This window comes from Pseudomonas sp. CHM02, assembly GCF_000612585.1.
In the GTDB taxonomy this organism is placed as follows: Bacteria; Pseudomonadota; Gammaproteobacteria; order Pseudomonadales; family Pseudomonadaceae; genus Aquipseudomonas.
This window is the reverse complement of record NZ_JFCA01000052.1, coordinates 14,460-36,488: the sequence shown is the minus strand read 5'-3', so window position 1 is coordinate 36,488 and position 22,029 is coordinate 14,460. Positions and strand designations below refer to the sequence as shown.

Annotated in this window: 16 protein-coding genes; 1 reads left to right on the top strand and 15 read right to left on the bottom strand. The window is 60.5% G+C overall.

All coding sequences use genetic code 11. From position 1 onward, the window contains the following. Positions 1 to 249 precede the first annotated feature (249 nt). Positions 250 to 3,339 (top strand): transglycosylase domain-containing protein, encoded by a 3,090-nt coding sequence (locus BM70_RS0125520; protein ID WP_025858661.1) that lies wholly within the window; start codon positions 250 to 252, stop codon positions 3,337 to 3,339. A 47-nt stretch (positions 3,340 to 3,386) separates the two neighbouring features. On the opposite strand, the gene BM70_RS0125515 is transcribed toward BM70_RS0125520, so the two are convergent. The 15 genes from BM70_RS0125515 to BM70_RS0125445 form a co-directional block, all read right to left on the bottom strand. Beyond that, positions 3,387 to 4,343 carry a fimbrial protein gene (locus BM70_RS0125515; RefSeq protein ID WP_025858660.1) on the bottom strand — a complete coding sequence of 319 codons (957 nt, stop codon included), beginning with the start codon at positions 4,341 to 4,343 and terminating at the stop codon, positions 3,387 to 3,389. Between the two features lie 121 nt (positions 4,344 to 4,464). Continuing rightward, complete coding sequence (locus tag BM70_RS0125510; RefSeq protein WP_025858659.1) at positions 4,465 to 5,421, bottom strand: fimbrial protein; 957 nt, start codon at positions 5,419 to 5,421, stop codon at positions 4,465 to 4,467. Positions 5,422 to 5,598: 177 nt separating this feature from the next. Continuing rightward, entirely contained in the window at positions 5,599 to 6,147 is a 549-nt protein-coding gene (locus tag BM70_RS0125505; RefSeq protein ID WP_025858658.1) for a fimbrial protein, read from the bottom strand. 11 nt (positions 6,148 to 6,158) lie between these two features. Then, positions 6,159 to 6,638 (bottom strand): fimbrial protein, encoded by a 480-nt coding sequence (locus BM70_RS0125500; RefSeq protein WP_025858657.1) that lies wholly within the window; start codon positions 6,636 to 6,638, stop codon positions 6,159 to 6,161. 13 nt (positions 6,639 to 6,651) lie between these two features. Continuing rightward, on the bottom strand, positions 6,652 to 7,146 hold the full coding sequence (locus BM70_RS0125495) for a fimbrial protein (protein WP_025858656.1): 495 nt from the start codon (positions 7,144 to 7,146) through the stop codon (positions 6,652 to 6,654). A 10-nt stretch (positions 7,147 to 7,156) separates the two neighbouring features. Further along, positions 7,157 to 7,729, bottom strand: coding sequence for a fimbrial protein (locus tag BM70_RS0125490; RefSeq protein WP_025858655.1), 573 nt, complete (start codon positions 7,727 to 7,729; stop codon positions 7,157 to 7,159). 21 nt (positions 7,730 to 7,750) lie between these two features. Then, positions 7,751 to 8,512, bottom strand: coding sequence for a fimbria/pilus periplasmic chaperone (locus BM70_RS0125485; protein WP_025858654.1), 762 nt, complete (start codon positions 8,510 to 8,512; stop codon positions 7,751 to 7,753). Further along, positions 8,509 to 11,100: an outer membrane usher protein gene (locus BM70_RS0125480; RefSeq protein WP_155952197.1), complete on the bottom strand. Its 2,592-nt coding sequence runs from the start codon at positions 11,098 to 11,100 to the stop codon at positions 8,509 to 8,511. The genes BM70_RS0125485 and BM70_RS0125480 overlap by 4 nt, the downstream gene beginning before the upstream one ends. Before the next feature lie 19 nt (positions 11,101 to 11,119). After that, on the bottom strand, positions 11,120 to 11,680 hold the full coding sequence (locus BM70_RS0125475; protein ID WP_025858652.1) for a fimbrial protein: 561 nt from the start codon (positions 11,678 to 11,680) through the stop codon (positions 11,120 to 11,122). A 51-nt stretch (positions 11,681 to 11,731) separates the two neighbouring features. After that, the gene (locus BM70_RS0125470; protein WP_043274372.1) at positions 11,732 to 12,241 is read right to left on the bottom strand and encodes a fimbrial protein; all 510 of its coding nucleotides are present in this window, start codon (positions 12,239 to 12,241) and stop codon (positions 11,732 to 11,734) included. Between the two features lie 495 nt (positions 12,242 to 12,736). Then, the gene (locus tag BM70_RS0125465) at positions 12,737 to 16,765 is read right to left on the bottom strand and encodes a hypothetical protein (RefSeq protein WP_025858650.1); all 4,029 of its coding nucleotides are present in this window, start codon (positions 16,763 to 16,765) and stop codon (positions 12,737 to 12,739) included. A gap of 105 nt (positions 16,766 to 16,870) precedes the next feature. Continuing rightward, on the bottom strand, positions 16,871 to 17,353 hold the full coding sequence (locus tag BM70_RS0125460; protein WP_025858649.1) for a CS1 type fimbrial major subunit: 483 nt from the start codon (positions 17,351 to 17,353) through the stop codon (positions 16,871 to 16,873). Positions 17,354 to 17,358: 5 nt separating this feature from the next. Further along, the gene (locus BM70_RS0125455; RefSeq protein WP_025858648.1) at positions 17,359 to 18,117 is read right to left on the bottom strand and encodes a pilus assembly protein; all 759 of its coding nucleotides are present in this window, start codon (positions 18,115 to 18,117) and stop codon (positions 17,359 to 17,361) included. A gap of 69 nt (positions 18,118 to 18,186) precedes the next feature. After that, a complete protein-coding gene (locus tag BM70_RS0125450; protein ID WP_025858647.1) occupies positions 18,187 to 19,434 on the bottom strand; it encodes a hypothetical protein in 1,248 nt (415 codons plus the stop codon). 31 nt (positions 19,435 to 19,465) lie between these two features. Continuing rightward, complete coding sequence (locus tag BM70_RS0125445; protein ID WP_025858646.1) at positions 19,466 to 21,985, bottom strand: TcfC E-set like domain-containing protein; 2,520 nt, start codon at positions 21,983 to 21,985, stop codon at positions 19,466 to 19,468. Positions 21,986 to 22,029 lie beyond the last annotated feature (44 nt).

Here is a 22,029-nt window from a genome sequence, read left to right as displayed (position 1 = left end):
TACGAGGAAGCATCGACTGTCTTTGCGCATTTATCAGGTTACTGCGAGGGCGGCAAGTATTGCACAGCGACGTCGCATCGTCTTGCCCGCGCATGCCTCCCTCGGTTGCTGGCAGCAACGCTGGCGTGATGCTGTCAACCGTCCACGCGTCCTGGACCGGGATTGCGCCGCACAAATTCTTCACAGCCCATCACCACCGACTAAGCTTCAACCAAGTCCGATCAATCTGCGTGAATGGATCAATCGACTATGGGCGCTTTATGGCAAACCGATTCGAAACCCGCTGTGGTACTCACCGACAGCGCGGATCAACCGCCATTGCCACAAAGCCCCCGCTCGCGAAGGTTAGGGTGGCGGCTGGTCTGGTGGGTGTTGCTGATCGCGCTGGTGGCGCTGGGCTGGGCCGCCAGCCGCGAAATGCGCACTTCGCGCCTGCAGGCAGAACACCTGAGCCCCTTTGCCAAATCACTGAGCTATCACGTGGAGGCCGGCGCCAGCGATGCCATGATCTATCCGGGAGACGGCCCATTCGACCGCCGCCTGGGTTACAGCGCCCTCGATGAGTTTTTGCCGCGCCTGCTCAAGCGCAACTACCTGGTCCAGGCCCAGGCGCGCTTTTCTCCGGCGCTGATGAGCTACGCCGAGCACGGCCTGTTCGTGCCCTACGCCGAAAAAGTCCAGGCCGGCCTGACCATCACCGATTGCCGCGCCGCACCGCTGTACAGCTTCACCTACCCACAGCAACTCTATGCCAGCTTTGCCGCGATCCCGCCGCTGATGGTACAGAGCCTGCTGTTCATCGAAGACCGCGACCTGCTCGACCCCAAGCGGCCCACCGCCAACCCGGCGGTGGACTGGCCGCGCTTCGCCAGGGCTGCCGGGTCACAGGTGGCCAAACTCCTGCATTTACCGGGGCAAACCGCCGGTGGCAGCACCCTGGCGACTCAGCTCGAAAAATATCGACACTCGCCTGACGGCCTGACGCTGTCCGGTGGCGAGAAAATCCGCCAGATGATTTCCGCCAGCGTCCGCGCTTATCAATCGGGGCCGCAAACCCTGGGCAGCCGGCAGAACATCGTGCGCGATTACCTCAACAGCGTGCCGCTGTCAGCGGTGCCGGGCCATGGCGAGGTGCACGGCATGGCCGAAGGGCTGCGCGTGTGGTACGGCGCCGACTTCAATCAGGTCAATGCCCTGCTGGCTGGCAATGCACCGAAAGACCTGGACGCAAAAGGCCTGGCACTGCGCCAAGTGCTGTCGCTGATGATCGCCCAGCGCCGCCCTTCGCATTACCTGACCAAGGGCCGTGAGGAACTGGCGCAACTGACCGACAGCCATATCCGCCTGCTGGCGCAGAACCACGTGATCGACCCGGCACTGGCCAAGGCCGCCCTCGCCAGCCATGTCAGCTACCGCGACTGGCAGCAGCAACCGACGCTCCAACCGGTGGAAACCAACAAGGCGATCAACGTCGCCCGCAGCCGTCTGGCCAGTCTGCTCAACCGCCCGCTGTATGACCTCGACCGCCTCGACCTGTCCGCCACCAGCACGCTGCAATATGACCTGCAGACCCAGGCCACCGATTACCTCAAGCACCTGGCTGACCCGGCATTTGCGGGGCAGATGGGCCTGCTCGGTGCACGCTTGCTCACCCCGCAAAGCACGCCTCAGGTGCGCTACAGCTTCACCCTGTTCGAACTGACGCCCGATGGCGCCCGCGTGCGGGTGCAGACCGACAATACCGACCAGCCCTTCGATATCAACGAAGGCAGCAAACTGGAGCTGGGCTCCACCGCCAAGTTGCGGGTACTCACCACTTACCTGCAAATCATGACCGAGCTGCATGATCGCTATGGCACTCAGCCTGCCACCGCCTTGAAGAAAGTCGAGGTGCCCGAGCAGGATCCGCTCTCTCGTTGGGCACTGGACTACCTGATCCAGAACCCTGACCGCGACCTGTCGAAGATGCTCGACGCGGCCCTCAACCGCACCTATTCGGCCAGCCCCGGCGAGGCTTTTTTCACGGGTGGCGGCCTGCATCGCTTCCATAACTTTCGCAACGAAGACAACGGCCGCAGCCCAACCCTGCGCGATGCGTTGCGCGAGTCGATCAACCTGCCGTTCATTCGCCTGATGCGCGACCTGGTGCGTTACACCACTTACTCCGGCGAAGACAACAGCGCGCGCTTGCTCAAGGACGACAACGACCCGCGCCGCCAGGAATACCTGGCCAAGTTCGCCGACCACGAAGGCACCGCGTTCCTGCTCAAGTTCTGGAAGAAGTACCGCAACAAAGACACCCAGGCGCGCCTCGACACCTTCATGGACAGCCTGCATCCCACCGCGATCCGTCTCGCTGCCGTGCACCGTTACCTGCTGCCCCAGGCCAGCCAGGAGAGCTTCAACAGCTTCGTGCGCTCACACCTGAAAAATCTCAAGACGAGCGACAAGCTCACGGACGAACGCCTCGACAAGCTCTACCAGAGCTACGGCCCCGGCGCCTACAACCTGCCGGACCAGGGCTATATCGCCAAGGTGCATCCGTTGGACCTGTGGCTGCTGGGCTACCTGCTCAACCACCCCGACGCGACCTTCAGCGAGGTCGTCAAGGCCAGCGAGTTCGAACGCCAGGAGGTCTACAGCTGGCTGTTCAAGAGCCGCCATCAGAGTGCCCGTGACAGCCGCATCCGTACCATGCTGGAGATCGAAGCGTTCCTCGAAATCCATGAACGCTGGAAGGCCGTGGGTTATCCGTTCGACCATCTGGTACCGTCACTGGCCACCGCCATCGGCAGTTCCGGCGACCGCCCCGCCGCGCTCGCCGAACTGATGGGGATCATCCTCAACGACGGCGTGCGCCTGCCGGTGCTGCGCATCGACAGCCTGCACTTTGCCAGCGGCACACCGTATGAAACCCACGTGATCAACGACCCCAACCGCGCCAAGCGTGTGATGCCCAGCGAAGTCGCCACCGCCTTGCGCGGGGCGCTGTCGCAAGTGGTGGATGCGGGCACGGCCAAACGCGTAGCCGGCAGTTTCACACTGGCCGACGGCACGCCCCTGGCCATGGGCGGCAAGACCGGCACCGGCGACAACCGCATCGAAGCGATGGGCGCTGGCGGGCGTATTCTCAGCTCCAAATCGATCAACCGCACGGCAACGTTTGTGTTCTACATCGGCGAACATCACTTCGGCACGCTGACCGCCTTCGTTCCCGGCGCATCGGCGCAGCATTTCACCTTTACCTCGGCATTGCCGGTGCAAGTGCTCAAGGGCATGGCGCCGATCCTCAACCCGTACCTGCAACCGGGCGGCGCAACGCAATGCCGGGTGCGATAGCTGCGTGGGTTGTCGAACCGGCCAGGGGGCTTAGCTTCAGGCGGGCTTCACGGCACCCCCATCACGAGCACACCGCTGCCGCTGATGGGGCCGGCAGCAGGCAGTGACCCCGCGCGTCGAACCAGCGTGAACGTTACATCGTCCCCGCCCCCGCTGTTGGTGATGCGGGTCAGGAATGAACCGTTGACTTGCACCGCCGAGCCCGCTCGAACCATGGCGGTGCCCACGTCCGGATTGCTCATCACAAGCAGGCGTGAATCGAACGAAGAGCGAGTGCCTTTGTAGGTAATGGTGATTGGCGTGTTGATGCCGCCATCCGGGCATGAATAGTTGAGCCGCTGGTCTCTACGGATGGTGGTTGTCAGTGGATCGGTGCCGATGGCGCGCTGGTGTACGTTGCCGAAATTGATCACGATCGGGTTGTTATTGTTGATCGTGCAGGTTGATGGGGAGATGGTGAAGTTGTTGGCAGCGGTGTAGGTGACGGTGAGTTGTGGTCGGGTAGCGTCATAATTGTTGGAACTGGTGAGACGTAACAGCCCGAGATTATCGCCTATTCGAACATCGATCGGGTTGGCCGGATAGTTACGTACCAGAATATAGGGAGTGACATTGATCGGATAGAAAACGCCGTTGTTGGGCACCGTGACGATCCGAATACCCGCCGGAACCGGGGTGTTGTAGAAAGCCCCGTTGATTCGCAAACCAGAACGTTCGCCGGCAAACTTGGGACCGGGCGTCCACGCGCTACCTGCCGCGTTGCCAGATGCCCAGTAATCCTCATGCCAAGCAGGGCCTCCGCTGTAAGTAAATCGGCACTCCAGCCTTGCCCCTTCCATCATGATCCTGGTGCGGTCCGCGCTCAGGGTCACCGTAACGGGAACCTGCAGGTTTGGATTGCCGTTTTGCCAAGGGCCTCCATTAACCCGACAGTCGACAGCCTGCGCAGTCACAGTCACACCCATCAAGGCGACAAGCACCACGGCGCCATAAAGTCGTTTCATTTTGATCTCTCGTCGTTTTTCTCCCCAGACGCCGCCCTCCACAAATATATCTGTGCCTTGCGCCGCTCGAGAGAGGGTTGAAGTTTGACTGAGGTGGCTTCGGCCTTAACCCTATCTCGGGTCACGGCACCCCCATCACGAGCACACCGCTGCCGCTGATGGGGCCGGCAGCAGGCAGTGACCCCGCGCATCGAACCAGCGTGAACGTTACATCGTCCCCGCCCCCGCTATTGGTGATACGGGTCAGGAATGAACCGTTGACTTGCACCGCAGAGCCCGCCCGGACCATGGCGGTGCCCACGTCCGGATTGCTCATCACGAGCAGGCGTGAGTCGAACGAAGAGCGAGTGCCTTTGTAGGTAATGGTGATTGGCGTGTTGATGCCGCCATCCGGGCATGAATAGTTGAGCCGCTGGTCTCTACGGATGGTGGTTGTCAGTGGATCGGTGCCGATGGCGCGCTGGTGTACGTTGCCGAAATTGATCACGATCGGGTTGTTATTGTTGATCGTGCAGGTTGATGGAGAGATGGTGAAGTTGTTGGCGGCGGTGTACGTCACCGAGATCCTCGCCGTACTCTGGTTGTAGTTGTTCGTGGCAGTGAGGCGCAGAATCCCGAGCGTATCCCCGACTCGAACATCGATCGGGTTCGACGGATTGTTGCGCAGCAGAATATAGGGTGTGACATTGATCGGATAGAAAACGCCGTTGTTGGGCACCGTGACGATCCGAATACTCGCCGGAACCGGGGTGTTGTAGAAAGCCCCGTTGATTCGCAAACCAGAACGTTCGCCGGCAAACTTGGGACCGGGCGTCCACGCGCTACCTGCCGCGTTGCCAGATGCCCAGTAATCCTCATGCCAAGCAGGGCCTCCGCTGTAGGTAAATCGGCACTCCAGCCTTGCCCCTTCCATCATGATCCTGGTGCGGTCCGCGCTCAGGGTCACCGTAACGGGAACCTGCAGGTTTGGATTGCCGTTTTGCCAAGGGCCTCCATTAACCCGACAGTCGACAGCCTGCGCAGTCACAGTCACACCCATCAAGGCGACAAGCACCACGGCGCCATAAAGTCGTTTCATTTTGATCTCTCGTCGTTTTGTCGCAAGGCTCGTCAGGACAAGAAACAGACTGGCGGCACATAGTCGTTTCATTTTCATATCTCATCGCTTTTTACTTAGGCACCGCCCACGAACACTCAGCCCGTGTTTTGAAGCCGCCAAGAAGACATTGAAGGTTTGCCTGAGGTCGTTTCAGGACTACGGATAGTCCAGCGTAAACGTAGAGGTCACCGTGTAAGTACCGGGCCCGATGGTTTGATCCCGGATAGCATTGGGCTCGCCCTGCACATAGGCCTTGAGTTCGATCACATTGCTGCCATTGCTCAACACCTGTTCATCGCTGACCGTATTCAGGGGCAACGGCTTGTTGTTCAGGGTCTCTACACCGAGCCCGATACCCGAGGCGCCACTTCCACCGTCCAGCGCGAACAAACCGGGGAGTGCCATGTTTTCCCTGCCGCCTAACGTGATGGTGACCGTCTTGCCAATCGTGGTGTCGCAGTCCTCCAGGTGCACGTTGAAGCGCTTGCCCGGCGTGCGGGTGTTGATGTAGAGGTGCTTGCTGGTCACGTCCCAGAGTTCCAGGGTGATGGCCTCGTCACCGGGGCGGATCGTGCACGCTTCTGCCACCAGGTTGCCCTTGAAACTCAGGTTGTTCGCCGCCTCCCCCTTTGGCATCGAGCCCAAGGCCAGCAGTAACCCCAGCCAGGCACATGACCACCGTTTATGATCCCTTTCATGTCGCATAGACTCAGCTCCTACTGGTATTCGGCCAACAGTGTGGCCACCGCTGCAAACCTGGCGGGGACCAGCGTTGCACCTGGCTGTTTGACGGGCACGACTTCCAATACCGGCGGTGACGACAGCGTGATGTTCAATGGTGTATTGAGCGCAAATGGCACGCTGTTGCGATACACCCGAATACCCAACGCGGGCACACTGGTCTGTACCGCCGAGGCGTCGAACGCCGTGGGTGTACCGTTGACGCTCAACTTCAGCTCCCACGGCAGCGTGGCGGGGCCACAGCTGATGGTGTAACTGACGCCCCTGCGGTATCTCACACCGTCGACTCGCTTGATCCCGACATCGCCAAAATCGACCTCAATCGTGTTGCCGGCGTCAATCGTGCAGGGCGGAGGCTCGTTCAACGTTCCGCTGAAACTCAAGTTCGCCGACGCACCGCTGCAGAGGCCGATGGAACACACGGCGAGCAACGCTCGCTGCTGCCAAACTGTCATTGCTCATTCCTCTTCATCGATAATCGACCACCAGAGTGGCGGTCGCATCAAATGCCCCTCCCGTCAGCTTGCTGCCCGCACGCTTGACCGGTACCGCCTGCACCACCGGAAAAGTTGGATGGGTAAAATTCACGGCGGTATTGAGCGGCCAGTCGGCGCCATTCACGAACAGCTTTATCCCAAGGTCGGGTTTACGGGTGACCAGCACGCGGTTATCAAACGCCGCCCCCGTGCCCTTGAGTTCCAGGGTCATCGCGTTGCTGAAAGGGGAATCACACCGGATGGTATAAGGCACGCCTCGACGGTAATTGACCCCGTCAATCCGTGACGTCAGAAGGTCATTGCCAAACGGCACATTGAGCGTCGTGCCGTTGTTAATCACACACGGTGGCGGTGCGATGATGACCGCACGGATCGTCAGGCTGGTTTCGGCCTGCACTCCCTGGCTCACAGCCCACAACAGGCCGCTACCGATAAACATGGCCCGCAGGCCGGTTGACGTTGCCATCGTTCTGCCCTTACTCATAATTGAGCCTGAAATCCACCACGGCCCGGTACGCCCCGCTGGTCAACGGCGCGGAGGTGCGTGTGGGCTGTACGAGCCAGGTCTGGGTGTTACCGCCCAGGGGCAAAAACAACGGTTCGCCCCTGGATCCCAGCTGTACATCCCGTCCCAGCGCATCGGTCAACTGCAGGCCCATTCCGGTGACGCCTTGCACTTTGACCAGCCGTGGATCATCGGCATCGGCGGGCGCAAGAAACGCCACCGACAGCACAGGTTGAAAGGCACTCCAGGTCAGGTTCCCCGTACGCTCACTCCGGATGCTGCCGGCAGTGCGGTGGCAATCGGTAAAAAGCAGTTGGACCGCCACGGGTTTTGCCTGATCGCCGGGCCGTTGCAACTGGCTGGTCGACACCGAGCCTAGCTCGACGGTCTGATGCAGCGAGGTCATCTCCAGGCTGCAAGGGGTTTCATGCATGGACCCGGTAATGTTCAACATCCCGTTCATGCCTTCGACATCCTCGGCGTACACGCGCCCGACAAAAGCCAGTAACAGGCCGCCCAACCCCTTCACAATGTGCAACTTCATGACGTTCTCCAGCAGCAGGCGCTACTTACCAGGCGCGGGTACTTGCGCGTTCACTGTGCAGGTGTCGCCACTGCAGTTGAAGGCCAGCAGCGGGCGTCCGCCGTAGTCATTCACGTAGGCCAGATGGGGCGTCGTGCCGAGTACCTTGGCCGTTGGCCCAAGGGTCAGCGCGCCTTTTGGCGGGACCATCAGCGGCTCAAAGCCCGGCACGGTTTTGCCGTCCTTGGTGGTGCGCGCATCCACCAGGGTCACGTAGTAAGGCGTAGGGTTATTCACCCGGTAATGCTCGCCTTCGAGGGTCAGGGTGAGTTTTTCCTGCCAAGGGTTGGACACGTCTTGCTGGCTCGGGGTAATGGCCTGCGGCCGGTAAAACAATTTGACCCGGGTTTGCAGCGCAATCTGCAGGGTGTTGGCCTTATCGCTGCGCGGCGGAATTTCCCTCAGGTTGAAGTAGAAGACCGTCTCCCGATCCTGTGGCAAGGCCTTGGCCGCAGGCAGCGCCTGCACTTTCACCTGGCTCTGCTTCCCAGGCTCCAGGCGTTGAACCGGCGGCAACACGATCAAGGGCGAGGCGATTTTTTTACCCGCCTCATCCTCGATCCAGCCCTGAGCCAGATACGGCAACTGGGTATTGTTGTTGGTGATGTTCACGCTGGTGGCGTCTTTGCCACCATCAAAAATCACTCGGGTACGATCCAGGCCGACAGCGGCGTTGGCGCCCTGGCTCAAGCCCAGGGCCAGCAGCATGAAAGCCTGGAGTGTGAGGCGCGTGTTCAGCATCATGAGGATGTGTTCTCCGTATCGATGGGCGTTCCGGTCAGCGAGGCTGGCTCGGGCGAGGATTGATCAGTGGCCACCATCTGGCAGCCCAATTGCAGGGCATCGGTCAAGGCATCAGCAGGCAAGGTGACCGGGAGGGTGAGGATGCATCGCTCGATCCCCCCCCAACTGACGACCATCGCCTCGCCTGCCCGAATGCCGCTCAGGTAGACATGACCGCCGTCATTCACAATCCCGGTGTCTTGCTGTTTGGTGTTCTTCACCACCGCGCCGAAGGGCGGCGAACTGCCATCCGGCAGACGAAGCACAACCATGGCCTTCTCACCGGCGATCACGTCCAGGGATCGATAACCGATCGCCCCTTCGGTCAGCGTCAGTTGCGTGACGGATTGAGTGGCTTCGACATTGCTCGGCAAACTCTCCAGATCGACACTGGCCGCCGTGCGCTGGTAGCTGCTGATGTCGGAAATGACCGCTTTGCCAAAGGTATTGCTGCGGGTTGGCGTGCCGTAGCCGCGCACCGGCACATCGGACACGCCACCGGTATCCACCATCAAGCGGGTTCCGCCGGTACTGTTGGTGCGATGCAGCGCCGCGCCATAAGGCGTGAGCGTGCCACCGCCGCGAGCAGACACACTGAGGGTGGTGTAATTGCCTTCTTGCTGACTGGCGGCAAGATTGATATCGGCCTGGTCACCGATATGACTCAGATAACCACTGGCAGCTTTGTTACTCGCCGTAAGCTGGTAGCTGTTGCGCTCATCGAGGCGATCGCTGTAGCGCGTCGAAAAACGGTTATCGCCGGTGGTTCTGTTAGCGTCCATCGACAGTGTGCCGGTGCGCCCCAGTGGCAGGCTGACCGTCAGCGCCATGCCGTTGTCCTTAAAGTTGTAGTCCTGCGTGCGGTACAGGTTCAGGGTCAAGCTCAGGTTCTTGACGGTACCCACATTGAAGTAGCGTGACACCGACACGTTCCAGCGCTGCGTAGCCGGCCGCTCCCAGTACGTTTGTTTGTTGTAGCTGGCATAGACGGTGGCGCCCAGATCACGAAACTGCTTGTTGACCGTCGCCGTATAAAGGGCCTTGCTGCCGCCGATGGGTTTCCAATCCCCGTTCTCGTCGAGCCCGGCGAGTTCGCCGTTGCGGCCGTAATGGCGAGCATCCAGGTATTCGCTCATGCTCAGGTAGTTCTTCTCGGAAAACCGGTAGCCGGCGAACGTGACCTGGCTGTCGTACTCCTCGAAATGCTTGGAGTATTGAAGGCGGTAGGACTTGCCCGAGAGCGCCTCATTCCACACCGTTGCGTGGGACTGAGTCGCGTCCAGCGATATTGCGCCGAACGCCAACAGGTCACGACCGATCCCGGCCGATAACGCACGGTAGTTGTTATCGGTGATGGCGCCGCCGAACAGCGACCAGCCATTGCTCACGCCCCACGAGAACTCGCCACTGCCGAAAAAGTCGCCATCGGCGCCGTACTGAAGATTGGAGGGTCTTCCCGTCGCCAGTTTGTAACGAACCTGTCCAGGACGCGTCAGGTAGGGAACGCCCGCGGTATCGACCTGGGAGGTGTGTACCGAACCGTCCTGCTCTTCCACTCGCACGTCCAGCCTGCCGGTGACCGCGTCGTTAAGGTCCTGAATGCGAAAAGGCCCTGCCGCGACCAGCGTTTCATACAACACGCGGCCCTGCTGGCTGATGATGACCTTTGCATTGGTTTTGGCGACCCCGACAACTTCCGGCGCATAACCACGCAAGTTGGGCGGCAACTGGCTTTCATCGGAGTTGAGTGCAGCACCGGTAAAACGGAAGCTGTCGAACAGGTCCGAATACAGGTAGCTCTCTCCCACTACAAGGCGCGCCTTCAGCGCAGGAATGGCGCGGTAAGCGTAGTAGCGACTCCACTCCAGCTTCGCACGCTTGGACACGCGCTCGCGGTCTTTGTCGACACGCCCCTGCCAGTCCGCCCTCAAGCGCCAGGCTCCGGCATTGGCCCCCAGTGTTCCGTTACCACTGATGTCATTGCGGGTGCCGTCGTCCCTTTGGTAACTCGATTGCGCCGTCATGTTGTAGTCAATCAACAACCCAGGCACCCCGTCATCCCAGCGCGAGGGCGGGTCCCAATTGATGGTGCTGTATTCAAGGTAGGCGTGAGGGAGGTTGATGTTCAGCGTGGAGGTCGCCAGATCGCCGCTCACTTCCATACCCGGCAAGCCTTGAATATCCAGGCACTCTCCACCCTTCCACCATGTAAGTTTGGCAGCATCGGATTCTTTGAGGCCCAACTGTTCCACCAGGCCTTGCGACAAACACGCCTGGCTTCCCTTGGGATCATCATCGGGGGGATAAAACGCCACCGGTTGTTCAGCAATAGGCTGGCTATTGATCTGTACAACCATCGAATAAGTGCCCGGCAGAATAAAGCCGCTGCGTGCAAACTGAGACAAGTCAATATTGGTGCGATCACTGAGATCAAGCACCTCGGTATTAAACTCAATATCGCCAGCACCCAATACTGTTCCCGCCAGGGACATCATTCCGCCAAAGAGGCTCGGACGGAGCGTATTTTTGATCTTCGACGCATTCAACATGAAGGCAACCCATTACTGTTCAAAAGTATTCCAACTTGAACCGCACTGCGGCGACGTGAGCACCAGGCGACAACGGCAAGCCGTTACCGATCAGGCGAAGCGTGTAGTGAAGTGTCATGTCACCTTCAGCCAGCGGGCGCAGCGCCATCGGCTGCCCCGGAACACTCTCCTCACCGGCCGAATCCCAGATATGCAAGGCAACCCCCTGCGAATCACCGAAGGCTGCGAAGGAGAGGCCTCCCCTGTCGTGGGGACCGTCGAACGTCACGCGCAGATGCTCCCAGTCCGGCAGATTCACGCCTGGGCGCGACGGGTCAGGGCGAGTCAGCGAGCAATTGACCAGCCGCAACTCAAAGGGGTGTGGCGCGCCCAATGCATTGCGCAACAGCCGACCGATGGGTTCGGGCGTCATCTCGATGGATTGATCGGCACTGGCCAATTCCAGCCCGCACGCCGAGTCGACAACCTCGCCACCCAGCGTGACGACACCGTCGCCTTGCGCAGGCGCCTGGGCGAACACCCAAGGGCTGACCAGCATCGTCAATGACGAGGCAACCGCGAGACTTATGAATGTTTTCACCTTGATCTCCCGCCAGCTTCCCCCCGCCACTCAACGTGGCGGGGGAAAAACTTACTGATACGCCAAGGTGAAATTGGTGACCGCGCTGAAATCACCCGGGCCAATGTCGCCCGTGAGCTGGCCTTGTACATAGGCACCGAACTCCAGCGTGTTATCGCCGGCAACAATGGCCTGGGGGGTCGTAGGCACACCCAGCTCGATGGGCTTGCTGCCATGGGTCATCATGATGCCCACGCCGCCCGCGCTACCGACGGTACCGATCGCACCAGGAACAACGGTGGATGGCGCGCCGGTGAAGGTCGTGGTCACCGTGTTGTCGGTAAGGCCTGTGAGGTCACAGCCTTCAAGTTCTATCAGCACACGCCGGGCTTCGGACTTACCCCCCGATTGCAACTGATGCTTTGCAATCGCACCCAGGTGTACCGACTGATCCACAGAGTCAGGCTTGATAGAGCAGGCGCCTGAATGGACTGAGCCTAGAAACGTGATGGTTCCATCCGCCGCTTGGGCAACCGACGCCGACCCCACCAGAAGCCCGACCGACAACAGCACAGTTTTCATTTTGGTTTTCATTTGCAAACACTCACCTAGTAATAAGTTTCATGAACGAGCCCTGCCGTGGTGCGCAGAACTTATTGATCAAGCGAATATGGCCAGTGCCATTCAGCGCCAAGTACCAATACGTTGGCGTGCCTACTCCCTCTACTTTTCCAACTAGTTGTATTGCATATCTGGAGTTCGCTCGAAGCCAGGCAAGTGTCCACCTCAGACGCCAGCAAGTAAGCCGTCCGATTCATTTAATCGAGTAGTCTTGTCACACTAAGACACATAGGAAAATTATGGCACTTTGCCAAAACTTTGGATTCAGACGTAAGAACAGGACTACATGAACTTGATTGGCGTTTTTTTCAACTAAGTTGAAGTCTGTAAGAAGAGGATTACAAACGCCAGGAACAGTAGCATTCGCGGAACACGCCAACTCACTCATTAAATAATGCTCGATGAAAAAGATCAGCGCTGACGAGGGGCAGCGCGCCCCCCCCCCGCCGCACTCCGTTATTGACTTGCCAGCCAGCGGTTGACCCTCCATCGGACGACCTCGCCGCGATGGCGCTTCAGGATTGCCGTTGCATCAGGGTCAACCCAGCGGGCGCCATCCAGCCCGCAGGCCACCTGCAAAACCTGACGGTGCTGTGCCGGGGTTTTCAGGCTCGCAACGGTGAACAGGTCGTCCCGGCCATCGGCTTGGTCATAGTGCAGATGCAAATAGTACAGAGGGCGGCCAGTGTGGACGTCCAGCACTCGGTAGACCTGCACATAGTCGTCTCCCCTGCGCACACGCCCGTCCTGTTTGTACACCTGCACCTCGTGACTGGCCTGGAGAAAATCGATAGCCACGGTGGTCGGCTGGCCGAGCTTGATAGCTTCGACGTGGGCGTAGACACCGCGTTCATACAACCGCGCCGCTGCGGCGCGCCAGTCGGCCTCGAAACGCTGGGCGCGGGTCTTCTTGGTCAATGCCAGAGGGGGGTGGCTCATGTCACTGAGCGCCAGCCGCACGGCTTCGGCGCAGTGGAACAAGGTGCACGCGTGTTCGGCCAGCAATGCCTGGAGTGAATGTGCTTGCCGGGCCGTGGCGATCATTTTCACGGCCTGGGCGATCATTGCCTCAGCCCTGGCCGACTGGCGCTGACCCTGCTCAATGAGCGCGTCCAGCACCACGGGGCCAGGCACTGACACGTCCTCGCCAATGGGTTGCCACACACCATCGCTCGCCAGGCTGAAGGCCGCGACCAGGGATTGTTCGGCGTCACGCAACTGCGCGGTGGCGACCGGCTGATCGGCCGTCGGCTCAACGCGTTGCGCCAGATACACATCGCCGCCACGGGTGCGGATCAGGTAGTGATCAGCACGGCTGGTCGCGGCAGCTTCACGCGGCGCTTCCAGCGCCAACGTCAGGTCGGTGTTGGCTTGAGCGTGCAAGGTAGCCAGCAACGCCTGAAGCTGGCCGAGGTAGGCCAGGTCAAACAGCTCAGGCGACACGCCCTGGTAAAACTCGAGCCGGTCCATGACCTCGGCATACGCCTTGACGATACTGTCGAGCAACTCGATCCTCTCGACAGTCGACAGCGCCCGCTCATCCAGCACGGCGTGCGATTGGCTCGCGCAACGGGCACGCGTCATGGCCGCCGATAAAGCCTCACATCCGGTCCCGCCTGCCACCTGCCAGAGACCGTTCACCTGCAACGCCTGCAATGCCCGGACAGAGGGCTGGCTCGCTGCCGGAGTCAAGTTACGGGCTTTTTCAGGGCCGCAGCCGATCACCGCTTTCAAGTCGTGCAACGCCCCGGCTTGCTGCTCACGCCAACCAATCACTCGCGTATTGAGGTTCGCCAGTTCGCGCCTGTGCGCATCGCGCTGCAAGGGGTCCAGGCTCACGCGAGCATGGAGTCTTCGGATGTGCGCCTGGGTCTGTTCGTCGAGCGACCGTACGCTGCTCAGCAGCGACTCCAGCAATTCGCACACGTGGGCTTCATAGCCCAACCGGGCTCCCAGCGTGCGCAGTTGCTTGAGGCTATGCAGCTGCAACGCCGTCGCGTCGAGCTTGGTTTGCTGGATTTGGATATAGCCCTCGAACACTTGGGTGCGCTGGGTGTCGTCAAGCGTGTCGGCGACACTGGCCAGCAGATTGAGCACCGCAGTCACTTGGGTATCCGCCTTGGCCCGTGCAGTATCCGCTTGCTGGTAGTCTGCCAACAGCGTGGCATGACGAGCCTGGGCCTGTACCTGGCGTTGCTCGATGGCAGCCGCGGCATTGCGCAACCTGCCGTCGGCATTGGGCAGCTCGAATGCCTGGGGCGCCTGGATGCGCACAGGCAACGCGCGTTCGTCAGCCACCTGGGGCATTGAAAACAGCAGCGAATCCACTTTGAGGTTTTTTTGCGGATTGTCCGGCGAGACCCGGTGCGCCAGCAGCACCGCCAGGTTGCCCAGCATGTCAACGATCGCCGAGGTGCGGCGGGTCGGGTCATCCCCCCCAAATCCCGGGACGTCCTGGCGCAGGTCACGCAGCAGTTGCCCCAACCATCCCGACACGTGTCCTGCGCCCTGGATCAACGGCAACAAGCCGTTGAGCAGCGACCACCCTCCGGCCTTCAGGGTTGCCCAGCGCAACGGGTCATTGCTCCATGAATCCAGACCCGCCAAGTCCTGTATCACCGGCGCGAAGACACCGCGCATGAACGCAATCTCCTCGACATGCGCAACTGAAGACGGCGGCGCCACAACAAAGGCGTCGCTCCCCAGCGTGCGCATTTCCCCTTGGGCAAACAGCGGTCTGACAGTGGCAGGCAACCAGGCCAGGATACTGTCCTGTAAAGCACCGGGCACCTTGATCGCATCCAGCAAGGCGTCCAGGGAGGCGTACTGCACCAGCGCAGGTTCCAGCAACGGCCGGTACAACAGGCACGGGCCCTGTTGCCCTGGCCAAGGTGCAATGAGGTACATGCCCTCAACCTGCCAGGTTCGCACCGTCAGGGGCCTGATCACCCGGCGTGTGCGCAGAGAACCGAGCATGCTCAACCCCGCAGGCGTCAGCCCGTGCCGGCCGGTGATGGTTTGCTCCAGCGCCCGCAACTTCAATTGCAACAACAGCGAGTCCGCAGCGGCCGTTACGTTCCATCCCCCTTCTACCGGGGTCAGTTCCTGTTTGAGCAGTGCTCCGTAGCCATTGGCGATATCCGCCTGGGCCAACCAACCGTTGAGCAACGGTTGGGTAAGCCACGCGGGAGCCGGCTCTCCCTTGAGAAGCACGCATTGAGGCACGCGTGCAAAACCGGCAAGCGTCTCCAGGGCCCATTCAGTCAAGGTCAACGTGAGGGCACTGCCCTTGACCGGTTCGAATGCCAGTTGAATGTCCTGGGGTTTCAGGTGGATCGCCCGTGGTTCATCGTCCAGACATTCTTGCAACGCCCTTTCGGCAAACGACACCAGGGAAACGATGTGCGGAAAGAAGTCCGCGGTTGCCTCGCGGTTGAACTCGCGCGCCTGATCGGCAAGCAGTTGGCCCATCGCCAGCCGGTCATCTTGTGACGCATTGAGCAGCCAACCCGGCATGGCATCCTGGAGGCATTGTTGAAAGGTGGTCAGCGGCGCCGCAAACCAGCGACGGGTATCGGTTATCACGTCGAGCCGCGCCTGGTATTGCTCAACCGTCCTGGGCACCTGAGTGTCGATGGCCGTGATTTCGTCGAGCTGGCGTTGCAAGTACGAGGTCGCCAAGGGGTCGATGGCCATTCCTGTGTACTCACAGACGAACCACCCACCCACGGGTTCATTCAGCAGCGGGCTCAGATGGTCAGCCAGCCATGGCCCGATGTCGTCGGGACGCTGCAACCACTGTGGGCCAGACGCCGGGCTGTAGAGCACATGAGTATGGGTTTGTGCATGGCTGAGCAACAGCAATGGCAACGTCTGTATCGGTTCTTCATGACTCTGACGGCGAACATGGACGGTCGAGACCTTCAGGGTACCGGCGCTGGAAACCAGCGCCCCTTCAGGGCTGCTGAACTGCAGCGGAAAAACCGCATCAAAGCGTTGCGCCGGCATGCCGCAAGGTTTGGGGGTATGGACGACAACGTCCCTCAGCGCGGCGACGAGCGATGGCCTGCGTTGCCGCCACCAGGCCTGCAAGTGTTCCTGGTAAGCAATGAGCAGTACCGCACCTCGCTCGTTGACCAGCGTCTCAAGCTCGGCAAGGCTCAGCCCGCCCAAGACAGACTCATCTCCCGTCTGCACGGCCACATCGTGGTAGGCACCGACGAACAACGTCGGCTCGCCCTTGGCCAGGCGCGCCAACAACACATCCACCAAGGCCGTGTGATCAGAAGGCCCGCCAGGGACTGCGCCGGGGCTGCACAGGTAAAGCCGCTCGGCGCTCAACGCGCGCGCCGTGAAGTGTTCATCCAGGTAGGACTGGGCGCTGGCCAGGGCCACCGCCTTCAGGGACGGTGGGTTGGCGAACAGGCTGTGGATTTTATCGAGATGCTGCTGGCGAAGCGTTGCAATGGAATCGGGTTGACTCATGAGTGGCTTTCCTTGCTTGAACGAGTCGGTGACTCGATGAAGCAAGGAAGCTAATGCCTGCGCGACGGCAAGCGGCGGTAGACAGTTATCCGCGCCGGCCCCGACTCAAGGCGCGAGGAAGTCGAACACGATATGGACCGTACCGTAATACTCCCCGGCCTTGTAACCGTCCACGGGCTCAATGGCCGCGACCTCCAGTTCCGCGCGCCGGCCCGCCCGGGCCTCGGCAGCGTTAACCACCTCGGTACTGTCCAGGGTCAGGGGGACCAGATTGAACAGTACCTGCAAGTCGATCCGGTGCCGTCCGTTGAACAGGTAGGGCTCAGCCCCCAAGCGGGCAGCGACCCCGCCGGAAAGGTTTTTCACATCGAAACTCTTGCGCAGGCGACTCAACTGGGAGGTCACCAGGTTCCAGGCAAGCACTTGGTCATGCCCCATCCAATCGGGCTCCGAAGGCAGGACATAGGCCTCATGAACAGGAATCGTCACCGAAACCTCGAACGCGTGACGCTCCTCGATCGCCCAAGCAGAACCGGCCGTACACACCAGTACTGCCAACACCGTAAGCCTTGTCAGTTGCTTGAACATCGTCATCACCCGTTGCTGTCGACTGTGATCAACTTTTTCTTCTGCCCTTCAATCATTTGAAAGCCGTAGGTGCGCTCGGCCTTTTTCTCGAACACCAACTGGCGCCCTGGCATGATGTGGTGCTTGGTGGTCGGCAGGCAGTCGTTTTTTGCCGTCGCCGAGCAGTCGCGGAACTCATCCAGCACCACCACACTGTTGCCGTTGTTACGCAGTTGGTACTGGCCGGCCGTCTCTTTGACTTGCGTATCAAAACGCGTGTTTTTCGGCCGCACGAAAAACACCGTGCCGTAACCCGCCATGACGTTGACCCCCGCCGCCAGGCTGCCCTTGTATTCGGCGCGCTCTTCGTCGGTGACGGCGAAGTTGTCGTCCTTTTCCGGTACCACAGGGATGAAACGCACCCGGAAATAGCGCTCCTTGTCCCGCGGCCCCATATACAACAGCCGTGTGCCCTGACGCCCGTTGGCCGGCACGATCAGCCGCGCCGGGCTGGCCATCAGGCCGTCGCGACTGGTGGTCTTACCCTCGTTGTCGGCCAGCGACGCTACCGGCACCTCGCGGTGCGTGCCGTCGGCGTTGTAGACGATCTCCAGCACATCGACCCGGATAAACGCCGTACTTGTGCCGGTGTTGGACACGCGCTTGAGATAGGAGCTGCGGTCCTGCTCCAGATAGTCATACACCACCCCGACGTTGATTGCCGGTGCCGCCTGGGCCCCCAGGGCATAAATGAACATCCCGATCCATAACACTGCATGTTTCATGTTTGACTACGCCTCAATGATTGAACACGGCCCGCGCAATGCCCGCGGGCCGGTACTGCGGATGGCCGTCTAGACCTGCGAATCCCAGACCACGGTCACCACGCCCGAATAGGTACTCCCCGGCCGCTTGAGCATTTCGTCCATGTCATCTCGCTGCACCTCGAAATGCAGGCTGCCCGGCCGGTCGTTCACGTAATACAACGGTTGGAACAGCTCGCTGCCGACGCCATCCAGGCGCAGCGGCAATTTGTTCACCGCTTGCCCGTACTGATCGACCATGCCGCTGGGCAAAGTCACGGCGACCTGCAGCGGCACATCATCACCCTCGGCATTGCGCAGGCCGCAGGTGTTGCCCATGACGATCGAGCATTCGAGTTGCATCTTGAAACGCGAGCTGGCGGCGATGCGGAAGGTCTGGTCACGGTACAAACGTGCCGGTGTGCGCCCATGGTTGAGCCAGGCCTGCCAGCCGCCCTGGGGAATCAACTCGATGCGGTTGCCGTCGGGTGGGATGTCGACTTTGAGGGCGTGTTCCACGGACAGCTGGAAGTTAAAGGTGGCGACAGGATCGCTAGGTTGCATCACGTCACCGAAATCGAAATCACCACCTGGCCCCATGGTGTAGGTAAGGCTGCCGATGTATTCCCCGGCAGACATGGTGAGTGGATTCGGAGTCCTCAGCTCATAGGCATACTCAAAAGTGCTATAGGTCATCCAGGGAATGTCGGTCCCGGCGATCACACTGCAGGCCCCGGCGTTTTCGGGAACTATCCAGAAAAACAACGCAAAACTCACCCCGGCAGCCAAGTAATTCACCCCTTCGCAAGGTGCCGGGGCATTGTTCCAAGGCGTCCACCAAGACACATCAGGGGTATTCCATGCACTGACACCCGGAGGATAAGCGACGTTCCAACGGGCTCCTACGCCGGCGATACGCATTTGAACCGTCTCGGTTTCGCCGGTCGTGCGATGGGTTACTTGAAAATCGCGCCATGTCGAAGGCACCTTGAAATAGGCACCTTTACGTGGGTCATCGGCGTAGGCCGCAATAGGCTGGTTGGAGGCCGCCAACGGAAAGCTCCTGCGAATAGTGAAAATATTCATCGCCTTGCACTTCGCGGGAATATGCCCGGGGCAAATCCCGCTTTCCGGCGTGGTGTTCTCGAACTTGTTGACCATCGGGTTGCCCGGATCGGGGCGGAACACGGCGGTAATTTCCTCGACAAATGCCTGCGCCGAGGTGCTGAACAGGCCCATGAAGAGGACCAGCACACAACAAGATCCCAAGGCACTTCTGGTTACGGCAACTGACTTCATACATTCTCCGGTTCAAAGGTGCGGGCAGCCGTCAGCCAGCAGTTCTTGCGTTGAAGCTGGTTTCGGCCAGCGAGTCGGGCGTGCAGCGCAGGTCACCGATCATCAGCACATCGCTTTCATTCGGCGCGTTGGCCGGGTCGAGGCGAAACTGGCAGAGCAACTGGTTCTGGTAGCGCACTTCCAAGGTCGGTGAGCTGGCGCTCATTTCCATCGAGAAGAACCCGTCCACCTCGCTGACCCCGCGGCTGGCGTGGTTGATCACGTGATGGCCTTTGAGAGGTCGGCCCTGGGCGTCGAGCAGACGCCCCAGCACCGAGACGGTTTTCATCACCGTGACTTTGCGGTAGTCCACCCCTCCCTTGTTCAGGTGGTAGCTGGTACGCGCCGGCTGGATGTTGGCAGCGGGCGGGTGGTTGCCCTCGAAATCGAAGTTGACGGTGCTGCTCTTGTAGGCCGACAGCGGCACAAAATTGCGACCGGGGCGCAGCACAGCGCCACCGCCACTGAAGTCGTCGGCACGCAGGGTGATGGCGTCGAGGTCGGTCTCCACATCAATGATCATGCCCGCGCCCGTGCCGTGGTACTGGCTGGTCAGCAGCGCCTTGTCGGCGCCCGCCACAAACGTGCTGTTGAGGTTCAGGCCACCGGTGAATTTGTTGTTGAACGAGCTGCGCTGCAGGAAGCCGTCACCGCTGACCGTGTCCGTCGTGAAGCTGGCCGTGCCCGACAGACCAACGCCATAGGTATCGGTGATGGCGGTGGCCGAAACGCTTTGAAGCACGTGGTCGGTGAGGTCGTGGCGATAGGTGACCGAGGCATTGTTGTCGCGACCGCCATCGCGGGCAGTGCGGGTGCCAACACTGCCGGACACTTGCCGACCGTCGGTGCCCAGAGCCAGGCTCAAGGTGATGTCGATGCCACGATTGCGTTGATCGTCGGTGCCATTGGTGCCCGGCCGATCGAACGCCGAGAAGCGCCAGTTGGCGTCATTGCCCAGCAAAGTGCCGCGACGGTTCCAGCCCAGATCCAGGCCGGTGCCCTCGACGTTGCCTTCGCTGTGGGACAGACGCACGTTCCAGGAGTTGAAAGCGTCGACGCGGTGGTTGACCGACAACGCAGAGTTGCTGGTTTCGCCGACGAAGGTATTGCGCCGCAACCGCGTGCCGTCAGGCAGCGTTTCATAGGTATCGCGGGTGTCCAGCCAACTGCGATTGTGGCTGAACACCAGGTTGGTGGCACCCAACGTGTAGAGCGCCTGCAGGTCCATGCCGGTGCCGTGTTCCTGAGTTTCGTAAAGGTTGGCGTAGAGGCTGGTGTTGTTGGCTACGGTCCAGTCCACCGAACCGCCGTATTGAAGTTGCTCACGGACTTCACGTGCCGAGAGGCCGAGGATCACCCGCGGGTGGAGCAGGTAGTTGACGGACGCACCGGCTGTTACCGCACCGGAAGCCTGCTCGTCCCAGTTACTGAATAATTTGGTCTCCCGGCCGGCAAACACGTTGTAGCGCCAGCGGTCCTCGGCGTTGCGCCAGTTGCTCGGTTTGTACACCAGTTCCTGGGTGGTGCTGACGGTCATGCCGTCCTCCACCAGGCGCACTTCCACTTCATAAATACCGCCGGGCAGCGGGCGCGTATCCAGGGTCTGCAAACCGGCTGCCACCGACTGGGTATTGATCAGCAAGCCGTTGCGGTAAATCTCCACGGCGGCCTGGCGGTTGGCCGTGACGTAGATCGGATAGACACTGGCCTTGGCGTCGTTGATCGCCAGGGTGTCGGAGCTGCCGTACATCACGCCCAACGCGGTGTCGGGGCTGGCGCCGAAACTGCGCAGTTGGCGGGTCAGGCCATCGGAGTTGGGCGTGAAATGCCCCAGGCGCAGAAAACGCCCTTCCAACTCACGCTGGGTATACAGCTCGTGGATCGCGTGGCGCAGTTGCTCCTCATCGCCACTCTGGCGAGCCAGTTGCAGGTTGAACACCTGGCTCCAGTTACCCAGGCTGGCACTGGCCTGCAAACCAAACCGCCCGCCGAGGTCTTCGTCCTGGCCGCCATTGAGGTTCAATTGATTATTGATGATCAAGCCACGGCTGCCGCCCTCAGGCTGCGCGTAATAGCGCGGGGCGTCGTCAGCGTGCTCGACGTTTTGCGTGATGATCGAAAGCTGCGAGCTTTCGAGGCTGTAGTGGGTAGATAGCAGTTGCTCGGGGCACGACTGGCTGCAGGCGCCCAGGGCCACGCCGTTCTCAAGGATGGCCTGCCAGGTGTCGCGAGTCGCCATGGGCACTTTGCTGTCACCCACATCGGTAAACTCAAGCAGGGTTACGCGATCATCACGGGACAGCACGATCAGCGCTTCACCCAGCAATTGCTGGTCAAGATCGACCCGCACCGCCAGTGGGACATCGAAGAAGTGATCACTGAACCCAGTGGGCAGGCCTTGGGCCTGGGCAATCAGACTGCCAGGGTTCTCAGCACCAGAACTCGGCGCCGCCAGGACGCCCATACAAATCAGCAGCGCGAGCGCCGCCGCGATGTGAGTCATCGGGAACATGAACTAATACTCTGAATGCCAAATGACAAGAATGAAAACCAGGC